Here is a 25,552-nt window from a genome sequence, read left to right on the forward strand (position 1 = left end):
CCTGCCAGCCCACGAAGGTCGAGATGTCTGCCGAGTCCGTCTTCCCACAGCTCGAAGCGCTGCTCCCGCATGTGCAGAAGCCGATCCAGTACGTCGGCGGTGAGCTCAACTCCACCGTCAAGGCCTGGGACGAGTGTGACGTCCGCTGGGCGCTCATGTACCCGGACGCGTACGAGGTCGGGCTGCCCAACCAGGGCGTCATGATCCTCTACGAGGTACTCAACGAGCGCGAGGGCGTCCTCGCCGAGCGCACGTACAGCGTGTGGCCGGACATGGAAGAGCTCATGCGCGAGCACAAGGTGCCGCAGTTCACGGTGGACTCCCACCGCCCGCTGCGCGCCTTCGACGTGTTCGGCCTCAGCTTCTCCACCGAGCTCGGCTACACCAACATGCTCACGGCCCTGGACCTCGCGGGCATCCCGCTGGAGTCCAAGGACCGCACGATCGACGACCCGATCGTCCTCGCGGGCGGCCACGCGGCCTTCAACCCCGAGCCGATCGCGGACTTCATCGACTGCGCGGTCATCGGCGACGGCGAGCAGGCCGTCCTCGACATGACCGAGATCATCCGCGGCTGGAAGGCCGAGGGGTGCCCGGGCGGTCGCGAAGAGGTCCTGTTCCGGCTGTCGCGGACGGGCAGCGTCTACGTTCCCGCCTTCTACGACGTCGAGTACCTGGCGGACGGCCGCATCGCCCGTGTCGTACCGAACAGGTCGGGCGTGCCGTGGCGGGTCTCCAAGCACACCGTCATGGACCTCGACGAGTGGCCCTACCCCAAGCAGCCCCTCGTCCCGCTCGCCGAGACCGTCCACGAGCGCATGTCCGTGGAGATCTTCCGCGGCTGCACCCGCGGCTGCCGTTTCTGCCAGGCCGGCATGATCACGCGCCCCGTGCGGGAGCGAAGCATCACCGGCATCGGCGAGATGGTGGAGAAGGGCCTCAAGGCGACCGGCTTCGAAGAGGTGGGCCTGCTCTCCCTGTCCTCCGCCGACCACACCGAGATCGGTGACATCGCCAAGGGCCTCGCGGACCGCTACACCGACGACAAGATCGGTCTCTCGCTGCCCTCGACCCGGGTGGACGCGTTCAACGTCGACCTCGCCAACGAGCTGACCCGCAACGGCCGCCGCTCGGGCCTCACCTTCGCCCCCGAGGGCGGCTCCGAGCGCATGCGCAAGGTCATCAACAAGATGGTCTCCGAAGAGGACCTCATCCGTACCGTCGCGACCGCGTACGGCAACGGCTGGCGCCAGGTGAAGCTGTACTTCATGTGCGGCCTGCCCACCGAGACCGACGAGGACGTCCTGCAGATCGGCGACATGGCGGTCAACGTGATCGCCAAGGGCCGCGAGGTCTCGGGCCAGAACGACATCCGCTGCACGGTGTCGATCGGCGGGTTCGTACCCAAGCCCCACACCCCGTTCCAGTGGGCGCCGCAGCTGTCGGCCGAGGAGACGGACGCGCGCCTCACCAAGCTCCGCGACAAGATCCGCGGCGACAAGAAGTACGGCCGCTCCATCGGCTTCCGCTACCACGACGGCAAGCCCGGCATCGTCGAGGGCCTGCTCTCGCGCGGCGACCGCCGCATCGGCGCCGTCATCCGCGCCGTCTACGAGGACGGCGGCCGCTTCGACGGCTGGCGCGAGCACTTCTCCTACGACCGCTGGATGGCCTGCGCCGACAAGACGCTCCCCGCCTTCGGCGTGGACGTCGACTGGTACACCACCCGCGAGCGCACCTACGAGGAGGTCCTGCCCTGGGACCACCTCGACTCGGGCCTCGACAAGGACTGGCTCTGGGAGGACTGGCAGGACTCGCTCGACGAGACCGAGGTCGAGGACTGCCGCTGGACGCCGTGCTTCGACTGCGGGGTGTGCCCCCAGATGGACACCAGCATCCAGATCGGACCCACGGGCAAGAAGCTGCTGCCGCTTACGGTCAAGAAGTAGCCGCACCACCCGGCACGCACCGCATAACCGCCTGATCACGAAGGGCACCCCGTCGCAACGGCGGGGTGCCCTTCGTGCGTCCCTGACGGTATGGAGAACCGGTCGGCCCCGCAGGGCCCCGAAGGCTGCCTCACCGTCGCGGTCCGCATCCCCGTGCGGATCGTGGTCTTCGTCCTCGTCGTCCCCGTCCGCATGGTGTGGGACCTGCTCGCCGTCGGCGCGAAGGCGCTGCGCCGGGTGGTGCTCGTGCCGCTGTGGCGGGTGCTCGTCGTGATCCCGTTCGAGTGGTCGTACCGGTACGTGCTGACACCCATCGGCCACGCGACCGCCGCGCTGGCAGGGCTGGTCGGCGCCGGGACCGTCGCGCTGGCGCGGGGGGTGGCGTGGCTCGCCGTGACCCTGATCGCGATCCCGGCCGGGTGGCTGTTCCGTACCGTCCTTGCGCCGCTCGGGCGAGCCGTGGTGTGGGTGGTCAAGGGGATCGGCACGGGGGTCGTCCAGGTCACCCGGGGAGTCGGGTTCGTGCTCGGCCGAGTGCTGTGGGCCGTCTTCGTCCGGACACCGACCGCGCTGTGGCGCCGACTTCTCCAACCCCTCCTGCGCTACGGCCTCCTGGCCCCCGGCGGCTGGCTCTACCGGTACGCCCTCACACCGCTCGGCCACGCAACCGCCTTGCTGGGCAGGCTGGTTGGGGCCGGCCTGGTCGCCGTCGCGCGAGGGCTCGGCGTGCTGGCCGTGGTGCTCTTCGTGGTGCCGGTCGTGTGGATGTACCGGCATGTGCTCACGCCGCTCGGGCACGGAACCGCGTGGCTCTGCAAGGCGGCCGGCGCCGGCCTGGTCGCCGTCGCGCGAGGGCTCGGCGTGCTGGCCGTGGTGCTCTTCGTGGTGCCGGTCGTGTGGGCGTACCGGCATGTGCTCACGCCGCTCGGGCGGGCCCTCGTCGTGGTCGTGCGGGAGATCGCGCACGCCCTCGGGCACGCCTGGCGCGCCGCGGGATTCGTGTCGCGGGCGGTCGGCCGAGGGCTCAAATGGCTCGGCTGGAACCTCGTCGGACGGCCCGTGCGCTGGGTGTACGTCGCGCTGCTCACGCCGCTCGGGCACCGGGTGCGGGACGCGGTCCTGCGGCCGGCCGGGCGGGCCGCGCTCGCGGTGGGACGGGCCGCGGCCGAGGCGGCCCGTGGCGCGGGGCGCGCCGCGCGCGAGGCGCTCGCCTCGGCCCGCGCGACCGTACGCACGGCCCGGCAGGAGGCCTGGCGGGCGCTGGTCGGCGGCCCGCCCCGGGAACGTATGGAGCACCGGGCGCGTACTCTGGGTAGTACAACTACTGCCTCCGGCGCGGTGCCCGCCCCCGAGATCTCCCTCAGCAAAACGGAGGGATGAGCCGGGGGCGCCCCGCCGTGACCGGAGGGACCCCCACAGGACGGTGGGCGGCGCACACCGCGCCCGCCCCGCACCGAGGAGAAGAACCACTGGGCAAGCGACAGCCCGAAGGCCCGCCGCCCGCACCCGCGGTGCAGCGCATCCGCCTGCGCTACACCAAGCGCGGCCGCCTCCGGTTCACCAGCCACCGCGACTTCCAGCGCGCCTTCGAGCGCGCCCTCCGGCGCGCCGAGGTCCCCATGGCCTACTCGGCGGGCTTCACCCCGCACCCCAAGGTGTCGTACGCCAACGCCGCACCCACCGGCGTCGGCTCCGAGGCCGAATACCTGGAGATCGCGCTCACCGCACAGCGCGACCCCGAAAAACTGCGCACCCTGCTCGACGAGTCGCTGCCCACCGGGCTCGACATCATCGACGCCGTCGAGGTCCGCACCTCGGGCCTCGCCGACCGGCTCACCGCCTCCGTGTGGGAGCTGCGTCTGGACGGCGTCACCGTCGAGGCCGCCGAGAAGGCCGTCGAGACATTCCTCGCCGCCGAGACCGTCGAGGTCCAGCGCAAGACCAAGAACGGCATGCGCACCTTCGACACCCGGGGCGCCGTCGCCGGGCTCCAGGCGCTTCCTGCGCAGGCCGATAGGCCGCTCGACGACGCCTGTGCGATACTGCGGCTGGTAGTGCGGCACCTGACACCTGCCGTACGACCCGACGACGTCCTGTCCGGTCTCCGAGCTGTGGCCGACCTGGCGCCGCCGGTCCCCGCAGCGGTGACCAGGCTGGCGCAGGGGCTCTTCGACGAGGAGTCCGGCACGGTGACCGACCCGCTCGCGCCCGACCGCGAGGCAGCCCCGGCCGCTCCACAAACAGCCGCCGGGACCGTCTCTGCGACGGCGCCGGAAGGTCCCGCCGCGTAAGGGCGGTCGTCGTAGCGCAGCCCTGGCACTCGGGAGCCACCTGGGTCGGGCCGCGCACAGACCTAACAGACTTTCGCCAGGCCGTACGCACACCGCGTACGGAACCGGCGAGCCAGACACATCAGCTCCCGTGCGGCGCCCGCGCCCCGGACGGCGGCACCCGCGCACACCACGCGGGCCGTGCCGCCGGACCGGAACAGGCGCGGCGCCCGGGAGCGTGACGGGAGCTACGCCCGCATGCTTGAGCAGAACGAATCCGGTACCACCGGAGACAACGAACAGAACAGCCCCAGCGACACGCTGCCGCCGCGCCGCAGGCGCCGCGCGGCATCGCGCCCCGCCGGTCCGCCGGTGGGCGCACCCGGCGCGGAGGCCGCCGACACGGCGGGAACCGCCGGGACCACGGCACCGGCCGCCGAGCCGGCCGCACCGGCCGCCTCCGACGAGGCCGACGCCGCCCCGGCGCCGCGCACCCGCCGCCGCGCCACCCGCAAGGCGACCGCTCCGGCCGGCGCGCCGCAGGCCGCCGAGGCGAGCACCGAGGCACCCGTCGCGGCCGGGACCCCCGCGGCCGAAGAGGCTGCGGAGCCCGTCGAGGCCCCGGCCCCGCGTACGCGTCGTCGTGCCACCCGTAAGGCGACCGCTCCGGCCGGTGCGCCGCAGGCCGCCGAGGAGATCGTCGAGGCCGCCCCCGTGGCCGCCGGGACCCCCGCGGCCGAAGAGGCTGCGGAGCCCGTCGAGGCCCCGGCCCCGCGTACGCGTCGTCGTGCGACCCGCAAGGCGACGGCCCCGGCCGGCGCGCCGCAGGCCGCCGAGGAGATCGTCGAGGCCGCTCCGGCCGCCGTCGCCGAGGTGCCCGAGGCCGCCGAGGAAGCCGCCGAGGCGCCCGCGCCGCGCACCCGCCGCCGTGCCACCCGCAAGGCGACCGCCCCGCAGACCACCGTCGCGGACCCGGTCGTCGCCGAGGTCGTCGAGGACGAAGAGGCCGACGAGGCCGAGGGAACCGCCGCGGCCGAGGCGACCGAAGAGGTCACCGTCGAGGCCCCGGCCGCCGAGGCCCCCGCGCCGCGCACCCGCCGCCGTGCCACCCGCCAGGCCACCGCCCCCGCCGGTGCGCCGCAGGCCGCCGCCGAGAAGCCCGCGGAGCCCGCCGAGAAGCCCGCGGAGCCCGCCGAGAAGGCGAACGAGCCCGCCGCGGCCGAGGCCCCCGCCGCCGAGGACGAAGCCCCCCGCGGACGCACGCGCCGCCGCGCCGCCCGCCCCGCCTCCAGCCCGCAGTTCACGCCGGTCGAGCCGCAGCCCGCCGCGCAGACGGAGGAGCCCGCCACCGGCCGGTCCCGCCGCCGCGCCACGCGCCCCGCCGTCGCCGTGTTCCAGGCGCCCGTCTTCACCGAGCCGATGTTCCAGACGCCGGAGACGGCAGCGGCCGCCGCTGCCGCCGCCCGCGTCGAGGAGCCCGACGCCGTCGAGGCCGACGAGACCGTCGTCGAGGCCGCCGAGCCCCCCGCCGAGCCGCAGGGCCGCTCGCGCCGTCGCCGCCGCCGTGGCGAGAGCGCCGAGCCCGTCCAGGACAAGGCCGTCGAGGAGCCTGCCGACGAGCACGTCGAGGAGCCCGCCGAGGCCGACGCCGACGCGGAGTCCGACGACTCCGACGACGACCGCCCCTCGCGCCGTCGCCGCCGCGGTGGCCGCCGCCGTCGCCGTGGCGAGTCCCCCGAGGCCGAGGACGCCGCCGAGGAGACGTACGAGCAGGCCGACCAGGCCGACGGCAACGACGCCCCCGCCGAGTCGGAGTCCGAGCACGAGGACGACGAGGACGAGGACGGCACCCCCTCCGCCGCCGGAACCAGCAGCAGCCGCCGTCGGCGCCGCCGCCGTCGCCGCTCCGGCGACGCGGGCCCCGAGGCCGAGCAGGGCTCCGACGACCCGGAGCGCACCGTCGTCAAGGTCCGCGAGCCCCGCACGACCCGCGAGCGCCTTGACTCCGCCTCCGGCTCCACCTCCTCCGACGAGGTCCAGTCCATCAAGGGCTCGACGCGTCTGGAGGCGAAGAAGCAGCGCCGCCGCGAAGGCCGCGAGCAGGGCCGCCGCCGCGTCCCGATCATCACCGAGGCCGAGTTCCTGGCCCGCCGCGAGGCCGTCGAGCGCGTCATGGTGGTCCGCCAGAGCGGCGAGCGCACCCAGATCGGCGTCCTGGAAGACAACGTGCTCGTCGAGCACTACGTCAACAAGGAGCAGGCCACCTCGTACGTCGGCAACGTCTACCTGGGCAAGGTCCAGAACGTGCTGCCGTCCATGGAGGCCGCGTTCGTCGACATCGGCAAGGGCCGCAACGCCGTCCTGTACGCCGGTGAGGTCAACTTCGAGTCGCTCGGCATGGGCAACGGCCCGCGCCGCATCGAGGCCGCCCTCAAGTCCGGCCAGTCGGTGCTCGTCCAGGTCACCAAGGACCCCATCGGCCACAAGGGTGCCCGCCTGACCAGCCAGGTCTCGCTGCCCGGCCGCTACCTGGTCTACGTGCCCGAGGGCTCGATGACCGGCATCAGCCGCAAGCTGCCCGACACCGAGCGCGCGCGTCTGAAGACCATCCTCAAGAAGATCGTCCCCGAGGACGCGGGCGTCATCGTGCGCACCGCCGCCGAAGGCGCGAGCGAGGACGAGCTGCGCCGCGACGTCGAGCGCCTGCAGGCGCAGTGGGCCGACATCCAGAAGAAGGCCAACCAGATCTCGACGTCCTCGCCGTCGCTGCTCTACGGCGAGCCGGACATGACCGTCCGGGTCGTCCGCGACATCTTCAACGAGGACTTCTCGAAGGTCATCGTCAGCGGTGACGAGGCGTGGGAGACCATCCACGGCTACGTCGCGCACGTCGCCCCGGACCTCACCGAGCGCCTCTCGCGCTGGACCAGCGAGGTCGACGTCTTCGCGACCTACCGGATCGACGAGCAGCTCGCCAAGGCCCTGGACCGCAAGGTCTGGCTGCCGTCCGGCGGCTCGCTGGTGATCGACAAGACCGAGGCGATGATCGTCGTCGACGTCAACACCGGCAAGTTCACCGGCCAGGGCGGCAACCTCGAAGAGACCGTGACGAGGAACAACCTCGAAGCGGCCGAGGAGATCGTGCGCCAGCTGCGGCTGCGCGACCTGGGCGGCATCGTCGTCATCGACTTCATCGACATGGTCCTGGAGTCCAACCGCGACCTGGTCCTGCGCCGCCTGCTCGAATGCCTGGGCCGCGACCGCACCAAGCACCAGGTGGCCGAGGTCACCTCGCTCGGCCTGGTCCAGATGACCCGCAAGCGGGTCGGCCAGGGCCTGTTGGAGTCGTTCTCGGAGACCTGCGTCCACTGCAACGGGCGCGGCGTGATCGTGCACATGGAGCAGCCGGCCGCGGTCGGCGGCGGTGCGGGCAAGCGCTCGAAGAAGCGCGGCCGCGGCGGCGCCGAGGGCGACCAGCACGACCAGCACACCCACGAGCACGAGCATGAGCACGACGGTGTGGACGCCGAGCCCGTCGAGTCCGAGGCCGAGGTCGCCGCGGAGATCGCGACGCCGGTGGCGCTCGCCGAGCCCGAGTTCGTGCCCGACGAGGAGCTGTACAGCAGCATCGCCGAGGCGGAGGCCGCGGCCCGCGGCGGCAGGTCCCGCCGCCGCGCCACCCGCAAGGCCTCGGCCCCGGCCGGTGCGCCGCGCACGGCAGCCGTCGAGACCCCGGCCCCCGTGGCCGAGGAGCCCGAGGCCGCGCAGGCCCCGGCCGCGGTGACCGTCGCCTCGTTCATCGAGGACGACGCGCCGCGCGGCGGCCGCACCCGTCGCCGTGCCACCCGCAAGGCGACCGCTCCGGCGGGCGCCCCGGCCTCGGCCACCGCCGAGCCCGTGGTGGTCGTCGCCGAGCCCGAGCCGAAGGCCGATGAGCCCCAGGCGCAGGAGCCGGTGGCCGAGCCCGCCGTCGCCGAGCCCGTCGTCGAGGAGGCGCCCGTCGCCGCCCCGCCGCGGGCCCGCCGCCGGGCGACCCGCAAGGCCACGGCCCCGGCCGGTTCGCCCTCGGGTGCCGAGGACGCGGCGGTCGTCGTGGTCGTGTCCGCCCCGGCGGCCGAGTCCGCCGAAGCCACCCAGCCCGCCGAATCCGCGCAGTCCGCGGAGGAGGCGGCCCCGGCCAAGAAGGCGGCTCGCAAGACGGCGAAGAAGGCCACCGCGAAGAAGGCCGCCACCCCGAAGAAGACGGCGGCCAAGAAGACCGCTGCGAAGAAGACGACGGCCAAGAAGGCCACGGCCAAGAAGACGGCGGCCGCCGAGCAGCAGCAGTCCTCGGTCTCGGCGTCGACCGACAGCTGACGGACGGCAGTTGACGGCTGACGGTCATCGGCTGACAGATGTCGGACGATGACCGTTGACCGCCGGGCCGCGGGCCGCCGATCCGGCGGTCGGCGGGTCGGGTGGCCGGCGGGTCGGGTGGCCCGCGACCGACAGGTGGCGGACAGCCCCCGCTCAGCCGGCGTACACCCGGCGGTAGTTGACTGACGCACGGCCCAGGAGCCCGTCCCCGGAACACCGGGGGCGGGCTTCGTCGTACGAAGGAGAGTCCGCCCCCGCATGAGTGCGATCAGCAAAGCCGTCATCCCCGCCGCCGGGCTCGGCACGCGTTTCCTGCCGGCCACCAAGGCCACCCCCAAGGAGATGCTGCCGGTGGTCGACAAACCGGCGATCCAGTACGTGGTGGAGGAGGCGGTCGCGGCGGGACTCTCGGACGTCCTCATGATCACCGGCCGCAACAAGCGCGCCCTGGAGGACCACTTCGACCGCAACCACGAGCTGGAGTCCGCGCTGACCCGCAAGGGCGATGCCGACCGGCTCGCCAGGGTGCGCGAGTCCAGCGACCTGGCGACCGTCCACTACGTGCGCCAGGGCGACCCCAAGGGCCTCGGCCACGCGGTCCTGTGCGCGGCCCCGCACGTCGGCGACGAGCCCTTCGCGGTGCTGCTCGGCGACGACCTCATCGACGCCCGTGATCCCCTGCTCGCGCGCATGGTGGAGGTCCGGGAGCGCCTGGGCGGCAGCGTCGTCGCGCTCATGGAGGTGGCACCCGAGCAGATCCACCAGTACGGCTGCGCGGCCGTCGAGCCGACCGGCGAGAGCGACGTCGTCCGTGTGACGGGCCTGGTGGAGAAGCCCGAACGGGCCGCGGCCCCCTCGCATTTCGCGGTGATCGGCCGCTACGTCCTGGACCCGGAGGTCTTCGACGTGCTGCGCGGCACCGGGCCGGGGCGCGGCGGCGAGATCCAGCTCACCGACGCCCTCAACCGGCTCGACACCGTGCACGGCGTCGTCTTCAAGGGGCGCAGGTACGACACCGGCGACCGGGCGGACTACCTGCGCGCCATCGTGCGCCTGGCCAGTGAGCGGGAGGACCTGGGGCCGGACTTCCGGGCCTGGTTGCGCGGTTTCGTCGCCGAGGAGTGCGGGTAATGGCGCTGGTTTGACCCACCACGCCCGGCCCCGTAGCCTTGACCCTCGGCGTGTTTATATACGCGCCTACCCCTGAGCACCTCACCTCCCGGTCCGCCGGGGGAGGCCCCCTGTTTCCGCGGGATGGCTGGCTTCAAGGGTTCCGTATCGAGCGAGAGAGAGATCCGCGTGTACGCCATCGTGCGCAGCGGTGGTCGCCAGCACAAGGTTGCTGTCGGCGACATCGTTGAGGTTGACAAGATTTCCACTGCCAAGGTTGGCGACACGGTCGAGCTCTCGACCCTGCTCGTTGTCGACGGCGACGCCGTGACCAGCGACCCGTGGGTCCTTGACGGCATCAAGGTCACCGCCGAGATCGTGGACCACCACAAGGGTGCCAAGATCGACATCCTTCGGTACAAGAACAAGACCGGTTACCGCCGTCGCCAGGGCCACCGCCAGCAGTACACGGCGATCAAGGTCACCGGCATCCCCACGGCTGCGAAGTAAGGGACTGAGGAGACATGGCACACAAGAAGGGCGCATCGTCCACCCGGAACGGTCGCGACTCCAACGCTCAGCGGCTCGGTGTGAAGCGCTTCGGCGGTCAGACCGTGCTCGCCGGTGAGATCCTGGTCCGCCAGCGCGGCACCCACTTCCACCCGGGTGCGGGCGTCGGTCGCGGTGGCGACGACACCCTGTTCGCGCTGCTGCCCGGCGCGGTGCAGTTCGGCACCCACCGTGGCCGCAAGGTCGTGAACATCGTTCCGGCCGCCTGATCACTTAGGCAGCCGTAGAGCGGTTTCAGCGGAGGCGGACCTCACTTCCCCCACGGGAAGCGGGTCCGCCTTTCGCGTGTTACTAGATAGACATTCCCGTACTTTCTCTCGGCCGCTGGCCGGGGGCCTCAGGAGGCACATCCCATGACCACCTTCGTGGACCGCGTCGAGCTGCACGTCGCCGCGGGTAACGGAGGCCACGGCTGCGCCTCCGTCCACCGTGAGAAGTTCAAGCCGCTCGGCGGCCCGGACGGCGGCAACGGCGGCCGTGGCGGCGACGTCACCCTGGTCGTCGACCAGTCCGTGACGACGCTTCTCGAATACCACCACTCGCCGCACCGCAAGGCCACCAACGGCCAGCCCGGCGCCGGCGACAACCGCTCCGGCAAGGACGGCCAGGACCTGGTCCTGCCCGTGCCCGACGGCACGGTCGTCCTCGACAAGCAGGGCAACGTGCTCGCCGACCTCGTCGGCGAGGGCACCACCTACATCGCGGGCCAGGGCGGCCGTGGCGGCCTCGGCAACGCCGCGCTCGCCTCCGCCCGCCGCAAGGCCCCCGGCTTCGCGCTGCTCGGCGTGCCCGGCGAGTCCGCCGACATCGTCCTGGAGCTCAAGACCGTCGCCGACGTGGCCCTGGTGGGCTACCCGAGCGCCGGCAAGTCCTCGCTGATCTCGGTGCTCTCGGCGGCCAAGCCGAAGATCGCGGACTACCCGTTCACGACGCTGGTCCCCAACCTCGGCGTGGTGACGGCCGGCTCGACCGTCTACACCATCGCGGACGTCCCCGGTCTGATCCCCGGCGCCAGCCAGGGCAAGGGCCTGGGCCTGGAGTTCCTGCGGCACGTCGAGCGCTGCTCGGTGCTCGTGCACGTCCTGGACACCGCGACGCTGGAGTCCGACCGCGACCCGGTCTCCGACCTCGACATCATCGAGGAGGAGCTCAAGCAGTACGGCGGGCTCGACGACCGGCCCCGCATCGTCGTCCTCAACAAGATCGACATCCCGGACGGCCAGGACCTGGCGGACATGATCCGGCCGGAGCTCGAAGAGCGCGGCTACCAGGTCTTCGAGGTCTCCGCCGTCGCCCGTACGGGCCTGAAGGAGCTCTCCTTCGCGCTCGCCGGGATCGTCGCTGAGTCGCGTGCGGCCAAGCCGAAGGAGGAGGCGACCCGCATCGTCATCCGGCCGAAGGCCGTGGACGACGCCGGCTTCACCGTCACCTTCGACGAGGCGAACGAGGTCTACCGGGTGCGCGGCGAGAAGCCGGAGCGCTGGATCCGCCAGACCGACTTCAACAACGACGAGGCCGTCGGCTACCTGGCGGACCGCCTCAACCGCCTCGGCGTCGAGGACGCCCTGATGAAGGCCGGCGCCCGTACCGGCGACGGCGTGGCCATCGGCCCCGAGGAGAACGCGGTCGTCTTCGACTGGGAGCCGACGATGATGGCGGGCGCCGAGATGCTGGGCCGCCGTGGGGAGGACCACCGCCTGGAGGCCCCCCGTCCGGCCGCGCAGCGCCGCCGCGACCGGGATGCGGAGCGCGACGAGGCCGAGCAGGAGTTCAAGGAGTTCGGGCCCTTCTAGTCCGGGCCCTTCCCGCAGGCGGGGCGGGGTGGCCGGGGGTACGGGGTCACGTCCGCGGGCCGCGGGGGCTGTTCGCGCAGTTCCCCGCGCCCCTGTAGGTGGCCCCAATGACCCGGTTCGGGTCGGCATGGGCATCCTCGGCCCGTCCGGCGCTTGAGGACGAGCGCCCTTGAGGCGCGAACGGGGTCTGGGGCGGAGCCCGAGGGGGCCGGGACCGACCAGCATCGACCAGGGGCACGACCGGCGCGCGGGGCGCCGTAGGATTCACGGATGAGCCAGAGCCCTGCCTCCCCGGACGGTCCCACGGGTGTCAGCGTCGTCGTCATCGCCTACAACGACGCCGAGCTGGTCGGCGACGCCGTGCGGTCGGCGCTCGCGCAGGGCCCGGCCGTCACCGAGGTCGTGGCCGTCGACGACCGTTCCAGTGACGGCACGGCCGCCGTACTGGACCAGCTGGCCACGACCGAGCCCCGGCTGCGCGTGCTGCGCCGCACGGACAACAGCGGCGGCTGCGGCACGCCCCGCAACGACGGCATCGCCGCCGCCACCTCCCCGTACGTCATGTTCCTGGACAGCGACGACGTGCTGCCCCCCGGCGCCGTCCGGGCGCTGCTCGACGCGGCCCGCGAGCACGGCACCGACGTCACGGTCGGCCGCGCGGTGCGCCGCGAGTTGCCGGAGGGGCGGGACGTCCAGTGGCAGCCGGGCCTGTACCGGGAGGCAGCCGTGTACGAGTCGCCCGAGGCCGAGCCCGGACTGCTCCACGACACGCTGTGCGTCAACAAGCTCTACCGCCGTTCATTTCTGACGGACCATCAAATCCGGTTCCCCGACGGCAGGTTCACCTACGAGGACTTCGTCTTCACGGCCCGCGTGTACGCCGCGGGACCCCGTGTCGCCGTCGTGCCCGAGCTCGTGTACGTCTGGCACGTGCGCCGCGCCGCCGCCCAGGTCTCCATCTCGCTCGCCCGCAAGGACGTCGCCAACTGGCAGGCCCGCATCGCCGCCCACGCCCAGGCCGTGGCGGCCTTCGGCGCGGCCGACCGCAAGGCGCTCGCGGCCGCCTGCCGCACCAAGTTCGTCGACTACGACCTGTGCCTGTACCTGCGCGAGCTGCGCGTACGGGATGCCGGCTACCGCGCCCAGTGGTGGCGGCTCACCCGCGCCCATCTCGCCGACTTCGCACCCGCCGAGATCGCCGCGGCCGCCGCACCCGCCCGCTGGCTCGCCCAGGTGGTCCTTGCCGCCGACGCCCCCCGTGACCTGGACCGGCTCTCCCAGCTCGCCGCCGACCCGGCCCGCCTGATTCCGCCGTACGCGAGCACCGCCGCGGGACCGGTGTGGGCGGACGACCTCGCGGACGTGCCCCTGGACCTGACGGCGCTGCCCGCCGACCGGTTGCCCGTCACCGTCGATGCGACGCTGCTCGCAGGACGGCGCGGCATCCTCAAGCTGCGCGTGCACGAGCTGTACGGACGCCTCGCGGCCACCGGGGTCCCCACCGGCGCCGACATCGAGTTCGTGCCCAGGGGCGGCGGCGAGAGCGCCCTGACGGTGACCGCCGCACTGCGGCCCGGCGCCGAGGGCTTCACCGGCCAGGCCCCCGTGATGCTGGCCGCTCTCGCGGCGGCGGGCGGCCACGGCACCCAGATCTGGGACCTGCGGGTCCGCCTGAACACCGCCTCGGGGCCCGGCGCGCACACCACGCTGCGGGCCCGGGCCGCCGGGCTGCGGCGCACGGCGGTCCCCGCCAGCCGGTACGGTGTTCTGCTGGTGCAGCCGTACCGCACGTCGAGCGGATCGCTCGCGGTGCGGCTCGCTCCTGGAGTACAGGGGGCCCTCGGGGTGGTCGGCGGGAAGCTGCGCAGACTGGCCCGGACGGCTCGATCAAGGCGACGATGAGGACGTGGACGCACACATGACTTTTCTGATCACTGGCGGCGCCGGATACATCGGTTCCCATGTCGTGAGGGCCATGACGGCGGCGGGGGAGCGCGTCGTCGTCCTCGACGACCTGTCCACCGGTGACGCGAAGCGGCTGCCGCAGGGAGTGCCGCTGGTGGTCGGCTCCGTCCTGGACCGCGAGCTCCTGGACCGCACCCTCGCCGAGCACTCCGTGACCGGCGTCGTGCACCTCGCGGGCAAGAAGCAGGTGGGCGAGTCCGTCGAGATCCCGCTGCACTACTACCGGGAGAACGTGTTCGGCCTGACCGTGCTCCTGGAGGCGGTCGCCGCGGCCGGCGTGCGCACCTTCCTGTTCTCCTCCTCCGCCTCCGTGTACGGCATGCCGGACGTCGACCTCGTCACCGAGGACACCCCGTGCCTGCCGATGAGCCCGTACGGCGAGACCAAGCTGGCCGGCGAGTGGCTGGTGCGGGCCGCCGGAAAGGCGCACGGCATCGCCACCGGCTGCCTGCGCTACTTCAACGTGGCGGGCGCGGCCACCCCCGAGCTCGGCGACACCGGCATCTTCAACCTCGTGCCGATGGTCTTCGAGAAGCTGGAGGACGGGCAGCCGCCGCGCATCTTCGGTGACGACTACGAGACCCCCGACGGCACCTGCGTCCGCGACTACATCCACGTCGAGGACCTCGCCGACGCGCACCTGGCCGCCGCCCGCAAGCTCGACGAGTCGGCGAAGGCCGGCGAGTACGGCGACCTGACCGTCAACATCGGCCGGGGCGAAGGCGTTTCGGTGCGCGAGATGGTCGACCTCATCAACGAGATCAGCGGCCGCGGCATCGCCCCCGAGGTGCACCCGCGCCGCGCGGGCGACCCGGCCCGCGTGGTCGCCTCCGCCGACCGCATCGCGGCCGAGCTCGGCTGGAAGGCGCACCACGACGTGCGCTCGATGATCTCCTCGGCGTGGGCCGGCTGGCGCCACCACCGCGACGGCTGATCCCGCCCGCGCAGGGGCTCCGCACACGAGCTCCGCACACGAGCTCCGCACACGAGCTCCGCACCCAACGAGAAGGCCCCGCCGACCGGCGGGGCCTTTTCGTCTTCTCGGCGCGGGGAACGGGTGGGTCAGCGGCCGCGCACCACACGGGCCGCCTTGCGGCGCACCTGGCGCACCAACGGCACCGGCACGGTCAGGCGCAGCGGCTCGCCGGAGGACTCGATCACCGGCACGTCCCGGCTGAACGAGCCTGCCACGAGCCGGAGTCGGAGCTCCCAGGTGCCCGGAGCCACGCCGTCGGCGGTTGCCCGTGCCGCGACGCGGCCGTTGTCGTCGACCTCGGTGGTGGTCGGGGCCGTCAGGGTCTTCCGGTCGGAGACCAGGAGCAGCCGGGCCTCGCCCCGCTCGGCCGGCCAGCCCGGTACGGTCACCCGGGCCGCCGCCTCGACGCGGCCGAGGCGGCTGCGCGCGACGGTGCCCCGGGCCGAGGTGGCGAGCAGCCTGCGGGTGTCCCCGATGTCGAGGTTCAGATGCTGGTGGGCCGCCGAGTGGAACAGGCCGGCGGCGCACGGCCCGGCCTCGCCGCGGTCGATGACGCGGGGCTCGGGCGAGACGTCGTACAGGCGGTCCGACGGGCGCGCGAGCCAGGCTTCCTTGCTGAGCTCGCCCGAGGTGACGACGATCCGCATCGTCCATATCCCCTCCGGCAGCGGCTCCCCGTCGGCGGCCCGGCCGATGTCGAGACGGAGGGTGTACGTGCCGTCGTCGGCGGTCTCGGCGGGCACCCAGTACGTGTAGCCCTGGCGGCGCAGCAGCACGCCCACCCTGCGGCCCGCCGGGTCGAGCTCGCTGAGCCGGGCCGAGCCCTCGACCCGCAGCACCGGGCCGTCCCAGGCGTAGGAGTCGACCCGCTGGACCAGCCGGACCCGGGAGGTGATGTCGTAGGCGGAGTCGGGGATGGCCCGCTCGGCGTCCCGGAAGTAGGGGTAGGCGGCGTAGACCCGCTCGCCGTCCTGGTGTGCGGGGCCCAGCGTCCTGCCGGTGTCGGCGAGGACGATCTCGGTGAGCTCGTCCACCAGGCCGTGGCGCAGGCAGTGCACCCGCAGCCGCAGCCGGGGCGGCAGCGCCGCCATGATCGGCTCGGTGGTCCACTCGTCGAGCAGCACCTTGGCGGCGGCCGCCATGTCCTTGCGGCCCGCCTCGTCACGGGCGAGGTAGGGCTCGCCGAACATGCTCAGGATCTCGCCGTGGAAGTGACGCTCCATCAGTTTGTCGCGCTCGCGGCCGGCGGGCACCAACTCGCCCAGGCCGCGCAGGATTTCGCCGACGAAGGCGAGCTGATCGACCCAGTCGACGTCCTGGCGGCTGGCGTTGGTGCCGTCGCCGCGGCCCTCCAGGTAGTAGCAGTCGTGGTCGGCGACCACCGAGATCTTCTTGGCGTGCAGCACCGCGGGGACGGCGAACGCCACGTCCTCGTTGAGGAGGCGGCCCTCCGCGAACCGCAGCCCGTGCTCCTCGATCAGCGCGCGGCGCCACAGCTTGTACGGGGCCAGCGTCCAGTACACGGGGGAGTCGTACAGGTCGACCTCGGCGCTGGTGGTGCGGAAGTCCACCGGGGCGTCCCGGCCCACGCCCACGATCCGGCCGTACACGATGTCGGACTCTTCGCCGTCGGCCATCGCGACCATGCGCCGCAGCGCGTCGGTGCCGAGGTAGTCGTCGGAGTCCAGGAAGAAGAGATAGGTGCCGCGGGCCCGCTCGATGCCCACGTTGCGGGGCTTTCCGGCGCCGCCCGAGGGCTCCTGGTGGATCACTTGGACGTTGTCGCGCTCGCGCGCCCACGCGTCGAGCCAGTCGCCGCTTTCGTCCGACGAGCCGTCGTTCACCGCGATCACTTCGAGCTTGCGCCGCCCGATGGTCTGCGCTTCCACGGACCCGAAGCAGCGCTCCAGGTACCGCAGCGTGTTGTGCACCGGGACGATCACGGTAACAACGGGGTCCATCGGCACACATCCTCGAATGGGGCACAGCTGCAAGGGTGGTCGGGCGCCTCGGCTCGCGCGCACGCGGACGCTAGCACAGCTTTTCTTATTTATTGGAGGCCCTGTAGGGGCCCTGTGTCAAAGGGGTGCGGATATGCGACTTCTGTGCGGTCACCCGCAGGTGGGACGGTGTGCGGAAGGCCCCGGCACACCCTGTGTGCCGGGGCCTTCCGCTCGTATCGCGCGCTACGGGAACGCGGTGTGGATCAGCGCTCCAGGAACGTGAAGAGGTCCTCCCAGCGCCGGACGATCTCGTCCGTCCGGTAGCGCTGGATGTTCTCGCGGGCCGCGTCCCCGAGCCGGTCGCGCAGCTCCTGGTCGGCGAGCAGGGACTCCAGGCGCCGCGCGAAGACCAGGGTGTTGCCGGGCGGCGCCAGCAGACCGTCCTCGCCGTCGCGGATGATCTCGCGGATGCCGGGTGCGACGTCGAAGGCCACACACGGAACGCCGGTCGCCATGGCCTCCAGGAGCGAGAGCGGGAAGCCCTCGCCGCGCGAGGCGAGCGTGAAGACCGCGCCGTCCTGGAGGGCGCCCGCCGGGTCGTCGGTGCGGCCCATCCACTCCACCGAGCCGTCCAGGCCGAGCTCGGTGCACTGACGGCGCAGCGCCTCCTCGTCGGAGCCCGTGCCGTAGATCCGCAGCGTCCAGCCGGGGTGGCGCGGGGCCACCTCGGACCAGGCGTCCAGGAGCAGGTCGGTGCCCTTCTCCTCGTGCAGGCGGCCGATGCTCACCACGTGCTTGGAGGTCCGCTGCGAGGGCTCCGCGGGGAAGAACGGCAGCGGGTTGGGCATGAAGTCGACGTTGTCGAGCCTCTGTTGGGCCCACAGGTCGGCGTCCTCGCGGGTCAGCGCGAGCAGCCGGTCGACGTGCCCGTAGTAGCGCTTGACCCGCCCGAACCGGGAGGACCTGCGGCACGCCTCGAACGACTCGTGGGTCATGCCGACGACCGTGACCGAGGACGTGTCGGCGAGCGCGACCCACTCCATCGCCCACACCTGCGTGACGATGACGACCGCGCCGGGCCGCGCCTGGCGGAACATGCGGGTGAGCTTGGCGGCCTGCTCCTGCATGCCCTCGGCGCGGGCGGCGCGCCGGCGGCGGTCCGCCAGGTTCAGCTTGCCCTTGATGCCGTGCGCGCCGGGCACCGACGGCGGATGCACGTCGTACAGCGTCGTCGTGCCGTACGGCAGGTCCGGGCCCAGCTCGAAGGGGTGACTGGGCGGGGTGATGCCGACCATGTGCACCAGGTTGCCGCGGTCGGCGAAGAGCCGGGCCATCTGGTGCGACCAGGTCGCCACGCCGCCGAGCTCGTTGACGGCGTTGGAGACGAAGAAGATGTCACGGCCGCCGCCCTTGGCGGTCTGCTCGGTCACTTGCCGCTCCCGGAGGTGAAGAACTTGGCGACGATCTGCTGGGCGGCGGTGCCCCGGTCGTACTCACCGAACTCGGCCGCGAAACGCTCCCGCGCCCCGGCGTACTCGGTGTCCGCCGACTTGAGCTCCTCCACCGCCGCGAACAGCGCGGCCTCGGTGCCCACGACCGGCCCCGGCGCCTTCTCGCGCAGGTCGAAGTAGGTGCCGCGAGCCTCGCCCGCGTACTCCTCGTAGTCGTACGTGAAGAAGATCATCGGGCGGTCGAGGAGGGTGTAGTCGAACATCAGCGACGAGTAGTCGGTGATCAGCGCGTCGGCGAGGACGAGCAGCGGCGAGATGTCGTAGCCGCTGGACACGTCGATGACCTTGCCGCGCACCGACGGCGGCAGCACGACCTGGTTGAGGTAGTGCGAGCGGATCAGCAGCGTGTAGTCGTCACCGAAGCGCTCGGCGAATGCCTCGACGTCGAAGGGCAGCTCGAAGCGGCGCACCGCGCCCTGCGGCGTGGCCCGGAACGTCGGCGCGTACAGCAGGACCTTCTTCGCCGGGTCGATCTTCAGCTCGGCGGCCAGCGGGCCGCGCTCGCGCGAGCCGGACGCGCTCTCCTGCTCGCGCGCCTTGACCAGTTCGTCGTTGCGCGGGTAGCCGGCGCGCAGCAGCCGGTCCTCGCGCAGCCGGAAGCCGCGGGCGAGGGTGGCCACATCGTGCTCGGAGCGGACCAGGAAGTGGTCGAAGCGGTCCAGGCCCCGCTGCAGGCGCTCCCGCTCGGGGCGGCCGAGCACCTTCATCTGCGGCAGGTCGAAGCCCATCCGCTTCAGGGCGCTGCCGTGCCAGGTCTGGATGTAGGTGGTGCCCGGACGCTTGGTCAGGGACGCCGGGAAGCCCTGGTTGTCGATCCAGAACTCGGCCTGGGCCAGCGCCCGCAGATAGGCGTAGCTCCAGCGTCTGACCAGCGTGGCGTCCTTGGGGAAACCGGTGGGCTTGGCGCCCTCGTAGGACCAGACGGGCTCGAAGTCGATGCCCTGGCGGCGCATCTCGTCGTAGATCGCCTTCGGGCTGTCGCTGAACTGCTTGCCCATGTGGCTCTCGAAGACCACCAGACCCTTGCGGATCGGCAGCTTGGAGAGCACCTCGTGGTAGACGCGGACCTTGGTCTCGCCCGAGTTGAGGTCCTTCTTCATCCGGCGGGCCTTGCGCAGGCTCTTCTTGGCGACCCCGGCGGCCTTGCTGCGCAGGGCCTCCTCGATGAGGCCCTGGGTGCGTACGGTCGCGGCGCCCGAGGCGGTCAGGACGTAACTCAGGTTGCCCTTCTTGGAGACCGACGGCTCGATGCGGTCGGAGACCAGACGGGTCAGACGGGGGCGGACGTGCAGCGGGTGCCCGGAGTTCACGTCGATGCTGCCGGCCGAGACGCGGGTGGAGACGGAGTCGCCGTCGATGTCCAGGTTGAGCCAGACGTCCCACACCACGTCGATGATGCCCAGCGGGCGCAGCTTGCGGGCGATGTCCGCCTCGGCCTTCCAGTCCAGCGTGCGCCCGCCGTGGGTCAGCGAGGTCAGCGGGAAGCGGAAGGACTGCAGGCTGGTGCGACGGGCCCGGAACTCCAGGGTGCCGGTCAGCTCGGCGCCGGCCTTGACGCGGCCGAGCGGGTTGACCACCGAGCCGCCGAGGCGCACCTTGCCCTGGCCGTCGTCGGCGTAGGAGGTGAGGCGGTTGCCCAGCGACAGCTTGTTCAGCGGGCGGGTGTGGTAGCCGGCCGCGGTGACGTCCAGGATGCGGGCGCCGTCCGGGTCGTCCAGGTGCTCGGCGCACCAGTAGATCCGGCCGTCCTTCTCCACCAGCGGCACGGTGAGCTTGCCGGGGGTGATGAGGGCGTCGGCCGCCGGCATCAGGTTCTTCCAGTCCTCCTTGCCCAGGAGGTAGGCGCAGATCGCCTGGATGGGCTGGACCTCGGCATAGGCCTGCGGGGAGATCGTCGCCAGATAGCTGTTGGCGAGCTCCGCGAACTCGTGCCGGTAGTCGTTGTCGAGCAGCGGAAGATCGCGCAGATGGAGCACCAGGTCGTGCTTGAGGAACTTGACGTCCTTGCGGAACTTCAGGTCCTCGTAGCCCTTCTCCTCCAGGAGCTCGTCGACCCGCCGGTGGATCTCCATGCGGTGCACGAAGTTGGCGATCTCGTGGCGCCGGTTGCTGATCGACTTCGCCGAGGAGTTCTCCACGACGTTCCACGAGTAGACGCGGTTGGGGATCAGCGTGATGCGCCGGGCGGCGACGTAGGCCTGCGCGGAGAACAGCAGGTCCTCGTAATGGATGCCGACCGGGAAGGACAGACCCTGGTCGAGCAGGAACTCACGCCGGTAGCACTTGTTGGTGGAGAGGGTGTCGAAGACCAGCAGGTCCGGCATCTCGGTGATCGACTCAAGCGTGCGGGTCGTCGAGTAGATCCACGGGTACCAGTCGACGGTCTTGCCGTGCCGGCTGTCCACGTAGACGCGCACACACATGCCGGAGACGAGGTCGGCGCCGGTGCGCTCGGCCGCGGCGACCATGTTCCGGCAGGCGTTCTCCTCCAGGACGTCGTCGCTGTCGAGGAATATTACGTACGTGCCAAGCGCCTCGGAGATGCCGTGGTTACGGGGTGCCCCGCAGCCACCGCTGTTCTGCGGCAGCTGGAATGCCCGCACCCGTCCCGGGTTCGCGGCCTGGAGCTCCTGGGCGATCTCGTAGGAGCGGTCCTTGCTGCAGTCGTCGACGATCAGGACCTCGACGCTCTTATGCGTCTGGTCCAGGACAGACTGGACGGCCGTCGGCAGTCGATCGGCATCGTTGTAGACGATGACGATCACGGAGACGTCAGGCACTGGCACCTCAATCCATTTGTGCTAATGGCATGCGGTTCAACGCTACCTGGTATCCATCGCCCTCCCGGCAGCCGCCCGGGCGCGACCGTCGCCCGTTCGCGGGGCGGGCGCACCGGGACCCGCCGCTGCTTCGTTACGCAACTGTGAAAGAGGACCGGGCAACCAATGAGGCCCGGCGGCCATCTCCGGAGAAGGTGGTGCCAGGGGCGCACCTCCGCCGGGAACGTCATACTTCTCCTGGACCCTGTCCATGGCCGCCCAGGCCGGACATCGCGGGCGAAGCGGACACAGAGCGAGTGAGCGAGAAGGCACGGTGCTGAAAACCTCCCCCGCGGAACAGGCGGCGACGGCCGAACGGGGCAGTCGGCCCCGCCCGAAGTTCCTCGGAGCGCAGACGGTCGCCGCCACCCTGTCGGCCGTGATCTCCATGGGCGCCTACTGCCTGGCGATGGCGGTGCACGGCACCTACCCGTTCGGCTCGCGCTCGCGGGCCGTCAACGACCTCGGCAACCAGTTCGTGCCGTTCCACGCACACCTGTGGGACCTGATGCACGGCACCGCCTCCGGGGACCTCGTCTTCAACTGGGGCAGCGGCTTCGGCGTCCCCTTCCTCGGGGACTTCTTCACCTACCTCATGAACCCCTTCTCCTGGCTCGTCGGGCTGTTCCCGCGTGACCAAGTGGAGATACCGGTCTTCCTGGTCACGCTGCTCAGCGTCGGCCTCGCCGCGTTCCTGATGACCGTCTTCCTCGGCCGGCTGCGCCCCGGCTCGCCCTGGCTGCGCGGACTGCTCTCGGTCGGCTACGCGGTCAGCGCCTGGATGATCTCCGACGGTTTCTCCGACCCCATGTGGATGTGGGGCCTCGCCGCCTTCCCGATGCTCGGCATCGCCTCCGACTGGTGCCTGCGCGGCCGCCACTGGATCCTCGGCACCCTGCTCGTCTTCGCCGCCTGGGCCGGCAACTTCTACATCGCCGCGATGGCCACCATCGGCATGGGCCTGGTCCTCGTCGTCCGCCTGGTCCTGGAGGACACCCCGCTCCGAGAGCGCCTGAACGCGCTGGTGCGGGCCGCCACGATGACGGCCACGGGCCTGCTGCTCGCGGCCCCCGTCCTCACCGTCGGCCTCAAGGCGAGCAAGCTGTCCCAGCCCGCCCCGGACGCCACCTACAAGGGCCCGCCCGGCGCCGCCGACTACCTCGCGCACCTGCTGCCCGGCGGCCTGCACGGCAACGCGCCGCAGATCTCGGTCGGCCTGCTCCCGCTGCTCCTCGTCCTCGCCTTCCCCTTCATGCGCCGGGTGCCCGCCAAGGAGCGCATCGCCTGGTGCGTCCTGCTCGTCCTGGTCGCCCTCTCCTACATCTGGGCACCGACGATCCTGCTCTGGCACGGCCTGGCCATGCCCAACGGCAGTCCCTACCGCGCCTCCATCGCGCTCACCGCGATGCTGGTGATCGTCTCCTGGCTCGCGCTGTCCCGCCGCCCGCGCCCCCTGGAGCTCCTGTTCGGCGCCGCGGTCACCGCCGTCGTCGTGGCCTTCGGCGCCCGCAGCCCCTACGTCTCGCACGGCACCTGGATCCTGACCGTCGGCGGGGGGCTGCTCGCCCTGGTCCTGCTGCTCCTCCTGTACCGCTTCCGCGGGCAGCGCCCGATGCGGGTCGCCCTCACCGGCGCGCTCGCCTGCACGGTGTTCCTGTCCACCGCGTACACCGTCTTCTCGGTCACCGCGATCCGCGACAGCAGCGAGTGGTGGCAGCCCAAGCGGACCCTGGACGCCCGCTCGCTCGCCGCCCACGACGCCGTCCGGGCCCACGACGACTGGCCGGCCACCCGCAGCGAGCCCGGCCCGCACGAGTTCGCCAACAACGACCCGCTGCTCCTCGGCGGCCAGGGCGGCTCGTACTACAGCAGTTACGTCCCGGCGAAGACCGCCGAAGCCCTGCACGCGCTCGGCGCCGGCTGGTACATACAGGGCCGCCACACCCTCGCCTTCACCGACCCGGTCGGCCGCGCGATCATGGGCGTCGGCAGCTATCTGGACTGGGCCAAGAACCGCAACGGCTTCACCCAGCACTCGGTCGCCGCCCCGCCGGTGGTCACGCTGCGCCCGGGCACCGCGAGCGACGCCGGGGCCCATGACGCCTCGGTCTTCGCCCGCCAGGAGCGCGTGCTCGGCACCCCCGTCTACGACGTGCCCGCCCTCACCCCCGCCGGCGGCCCCCCGGCGACCGCCGCGCCGAACGGCGACCTGCACCTGCCCGGCAACGAGACCGGCTCCAAGTGGACGTCGTTCAGCGCCAGTTGCACCCCCGGCACCGAGGCCTACTGGTACGGCCCCTGGTACACGGGCAGCATCCAGGCCTTCGGCAGGACCGTAGAGCAGCACGGCCGCTACAACATGACCAGCAACACCCTGCTGCCGCTCGGCACCGTCCCGGCGAGCGGCAGGTTCACCGTCGCGTTGGGCACCCACAAGGCCCAGGACATCCCGAAGTTCCCCATCGGGTGCCTCAGCCGTGCCAAGCTCGGCGCCGCGGTCGACCACCTCAAGGCCACTGGACCCCAGAAGGTCACGGCCGGCGGTCACAGCATCGCCGCCACCTTCCCCAAGGGCACCACCGGCACCGCCGTCATCGCCGCTCCGGCCGTCACCGGCTGGCAGTGCTCGGTCGACGGCGGCCCGGCGCGCGCCCCCGGTACTCTGGGCGGGCTGATGGCGGTGAACCTCGGCGACGGCGGCTCCCGCCTCTCGTGCTCCTTCCAGACCCCTGGACTCAAGCCGGGACTCCTGGCGAGCGGACTGGCCCTGGTGGCCCTGCTCGCCGTCGGAGTCGGCGGCGCGGTCCGCACCCGCACCAGGTCCTCCCGCACTCCCTCCCCGTCTTCTGCCAACGGAAAGCACTGATGATGAAGCTGTCGGTCGTCGTCCCCTGTTACAACGAAGAAGCGGTCATCGACCAATTCGACGCCAAGACCCGCAGCGTGCTCGACACCCTCCCGATCGAGTACGAGATCTGCTACGTGGACGACGGCAGCCGGGACAAAACGCTCCTGCACCTGCGAGCCCTGGCCGACCGCCATCCGGACGCCACCCGTTACGTCTCCTTCAGCCGCAACTTCGGCAAGGAGGCCGGCATGCTCGCGGGGCTGCGCGAGGCCACCGGGGACGCCGTGGTCATCATGGACGCCGACCTCCAGCACCCGCCGGAGCTCATCGGGCAGATGCTGGAGCTCTACCAGCTGGGCCACGACCAGATCATCGCCCGCCGCACCCGCGAGGGCGACAAGAAGGTCCGCTCCGCCCTGAGCCGCATCTACTACCGCGCGGTCAACAAGTGGGTCGACGTCGAACTCACCGACGGCGTGGGCGACTTCCGCATGCTGTCGCGCCCCGCCGTGGACGCACTGCTCTCGCTGGGCGAGTACAACCGCTTCTCCAAGGGCCTGTTCTCCTGGATCGGTTTCGACACCGTCACCTTCGACTACCAGAACGCCCAGCGCGAGGCCGGCGAGACCAAGTGGAAGTTCGGCTCGCTGCTGAACTACGGCATGGACGGCCTGATCTCGTTCAACAACAAGCCGCTGCGGCTCGCGATCTGGCTCGGCGTCCTGCTCGCCGGCGTCGGCGCGGCCTACGCCCTGTGGATCACCGTCGCCGCCATCGCCTACGGCGTGAGCACCCCGGGCTATGTCACCCTCGTCGCGATCATCGTCGGCCTCGGCGGCGTCCAGATGATGATGCTGGGCCTGATCGGCGAGTACATCGGCCGCATCTACTACGAGACCAAGCGACGCCCGCACTTCCTGGTCAAGGAGGCGCACGGCTTCCCGGGCAAGCCCGAGGGCGTCGAGCGCCGCGTGGTGTACCGCAACGAGCCGCAGCACAAGGTGGTCTGATGCCAAGTCAGCTCGGGCAGGTGATCAGGTTCGGCTTCGTCGGCGGAGTCAACACCTGCACCTTCTACGCCTTCTACTGGCCGCTGCTGCACCTGGCGAAGCTGCCGTACTTCGTCGCGTACACCATCGCCTTCCTGCTCAGCATGGTCGGCTCGTTCTTCCTCAACACCTACTTCACCTACCGCACCAAGCCGAGCTGGAAGAAGTTCCTGCTCTTCCCGCTCACCAACGTCACCAACTTCGTGGTGCAGAGCGCCGGTCTGTTCGCCCTGGTGCACTGGGTCGGGATGAACAAGACGATCGCCCCGCTGGTCGCCGCCGTGGTGGCGATCCCGTTCACCTACGTGCTGTCCCGCCGGATTCTGGTGCCGCGCCACCAGGAGGCGGGGGAGCCGGACCCGGTCGAGCCGAAGATCCCGGTCAAGTAGCGGA

16 protein-coding genes are annotated in these 25,552 nt (G+C 71.8%); 13 read left to right on the forward strand and 3 right to left on the reverse strand.

Features of this window, described 5'->3' with window-relative positions; genetic code table 11:
* The first annotated feature begins 23 nt into the window (after nt 1–23).
* The 10 genes from IE267_RS33050 (at nt 24) to galE (ending at nt 14,947) form a co-directional block, all read left to right on the forward strand.
* Nucleotides 24–1,949, forward strand: a complete 1,926-nt coding sequence (locus IE267_RS33050; protein ID WP_189765686.1) for a TIGR03960 family B12-binding radical SAM protein — start codon at nt 24–26, stop codon at nt 1,947–1,949.
* A 90-nt stretch (nt 1,950–2,039) separates the two neighbouring features.
* Complete coding sequence (locus IE267_RS33055) at nt 2,040–3,329, forward strand: hypothetical protein (protein WP_189765687.1); 1,290 nt, start codon at nt 2,040–2,042, stop codon at nt 3,327–3,329.
* Nucleotides 3,330–3,460: 131 nt separating this feature from the next.
* Entirely contained in the window at nt 3,461–4,240 is a 780-nt protein-coding gene (locus IE267_RS33060; protein ID WP_229861556.1) for a TIGR03936 family radical SAM-associated protein, read from the forward strand.
* Nucleotides 4,241–4,477: 237 nt separating this feature from the next.
* Complete coding sequence (locus IE267_RS33065) at nt 4,478–8,575, forward strand: Rne/Rng family ribonuclease (RefSeq protein WP_189765688.1); 4,098 nt, start codon at nt 4,478–4,480, stop codon at nt 8,573–8,575.
* A gap of 258 nt (nt 8,576–8,833) precedes the next feature.
* Nucleotides 8,834–9,706, forward strand: coding sequence for a UTP--glucose-1-phosphate uridylyltransferase GalU (gene galU, locus IE267_RS33070; RefSeq protein ID WP_167153203.1), 873 nt, complete (start codon nt 8,834–8,836; stop codon nt 9,704–9,706).
* Between the two features lie 168 nt (nt 9,707–9,874).
* Nucleotides 9,875–10,195, forward strand: a complete 321-nt coding sequence (rplU, locus tag IE267_RS33075) for a 50S ribosomal protein L21 (RefSeq protein WP_010062939.1) — start codon at nt 9,875–9,877, stop codon at nt 10,193–10,195.
* Nucleotides 10,196–10,209: 14 nt separating this feature from the next.
* A complete protein-coding gene (rpmA, locus tag IE267_RS33080; RefSeq protein WP_100578238.1) occupies nt 10,210–10,464 on the forward strand; it encodes a 50S ribosomal protein L27 in 255 nt (84 codons plus the stop codon).
* A 144-nt stretch (nt 10,465–10,608) separates the two neighbouring features.
* Nucleotides 10,609–12,048 carry a GTPase ObgE gene (obgE, locus tag IE267_RS33085; protein ID WP_161245788.1) on the forward strand — a complete coding sequence of 480 codons (1,440 nt, stop codon included), beginning with the start codon at nt 10,609–10,611 and terminating at the stop codon, nt 12,046–12,048.
* A gap of 270 nt (nt 12,049–12,318) precedes the next feature.
* Nucleotides 12,319–13,950, forward strand: a complete 1,632-nt coding sequence (locus IE267_RS33090) for a glycosyltransferase family 2 protein (RefSeq protein ID WP_189765689.1) — start codon at nt 12,319–12,321, stop codon at nt 13,948–13,950.
* 16 nt (nt 13,951–13,966) lie between these two features.
* Entirely contained in the window at nt 13,967–14,947 is a 981-nt protein-coding gene (gene galE / locus IE267_RS33095; protein ID WP_167153207.1) for a UDP-glucose 4-epimerase GalE, read from the forward strand.
* Nucleotides 14,948–15,075: 128 nt separating this feature from the next.
* Here the strand turns inward: galE and IE267_RS33100 are convergent, their stop codons facing one another.
* The 3 genes from IE267_RS33100 to IE267_RS33110 all read right to left on the reverse strand — a co-directional run bounded on the left by IE267_RS33100 (nt 15,076) and on the right by IE267_RS33110 (nt 21,229).
* Complete coding sequence (locus tag IE267_RS33100) at nt 15,076–16,950, reverse strand: glycosyltransferase family A protein (RefSeq protein WP_189765690.1); 1,875 nt, start codon at nt 16,948–16,950, stop codon at nt 15,076–15,078.
* Between the two features lie 245 nt (nt 16,951–17,195).
* The gene (locus IE267_RS33105; protein WP_167153211.1) at nt 17,196–18,362 is read right to left on the reverse strand and encodes a glycosyltransferase; all 1,167 of its coding nucleotides are present in this window, start codon (nt 18,360–18,362) and stop codon (nt 17,196–17,198) included.
* Nucleotides 18,359–21,229 (reverse strand): bifunctional glycosyltransferase/CDP-glycerol:glycerophosphate glycerophosphotransferase, encoded by a 2,871-nt coding sequence (locus IE267_RS33110; RefSeq protein WP_189765691.1) that lies wholly within the window; start codon nt 21,227–21,229, stop codon nt 18,359–18,361. Before IE267_RS33110 ends, IE267_RS33105 begins: the two co-directional genes overlap by 4 nt.
* A gap of 307 nt (nt 21,230–21,536) precedes the next feature.
* Between IE267_RS33110 and IE267_RS33115 the strand changes: the two genes are divergently transcribed.
* From IE267_RS33115 to IE267_RS33125, 3 genes are read left to right on the forward strand one after another with little or no spacing between them, the layout of a single operon-like run.
* Nucleotides 21,537–24,128, forward strand: coding sequence for a YfhO family protein (locus IE267_RS33115; protein WP_189765692.1), 2,592 nt, complete (start codon nt 21,537–21,539; stop codon nt 24,126–24,128).
* 2 nt (nt 24,129–24,130) lie between these two features.
* The gene (locus tag IE267_RS33120) at nt 24,131–25,120 is read left to right on the forward strand and encodes a glycosyltransferase family 2 protein (RefSeq protein ID WP_167156214.1); all 990 of its coding nucleotides are present in this window, start codon (nt 24,131–24,133) and stop codon (nt 25,118–25,120) included.
* Complete coding sequence (locus IE267_RS33125) at nt 25,120–25,548, forward strand: GtrA family protein (protein ID WP_161244659.1); 429 nt, start codon at nt 25,120–25,122, stop codon at nt 25,546–25,548. The genes IE267_RS33120 and IE267_RS33125 overlap by 1 nt, the downstream gene beginning before the upstream one ends.
* The last annotated feature ends 4 nt before the right edge of the window (nt 25,549–25,552 follow it).

Origin of the sequence: Streptomyces xanthochromogenes (assembly GCF_014650455.1) — a bacterium.
In the GTDB taxonomy this organism is placed as follows: Bacteria; Actinomycetota; Actinomycetes; order Streptomycetales; family Streptomycetaceae; genus Streptomyces; species Streptomyces xanthochromogenes.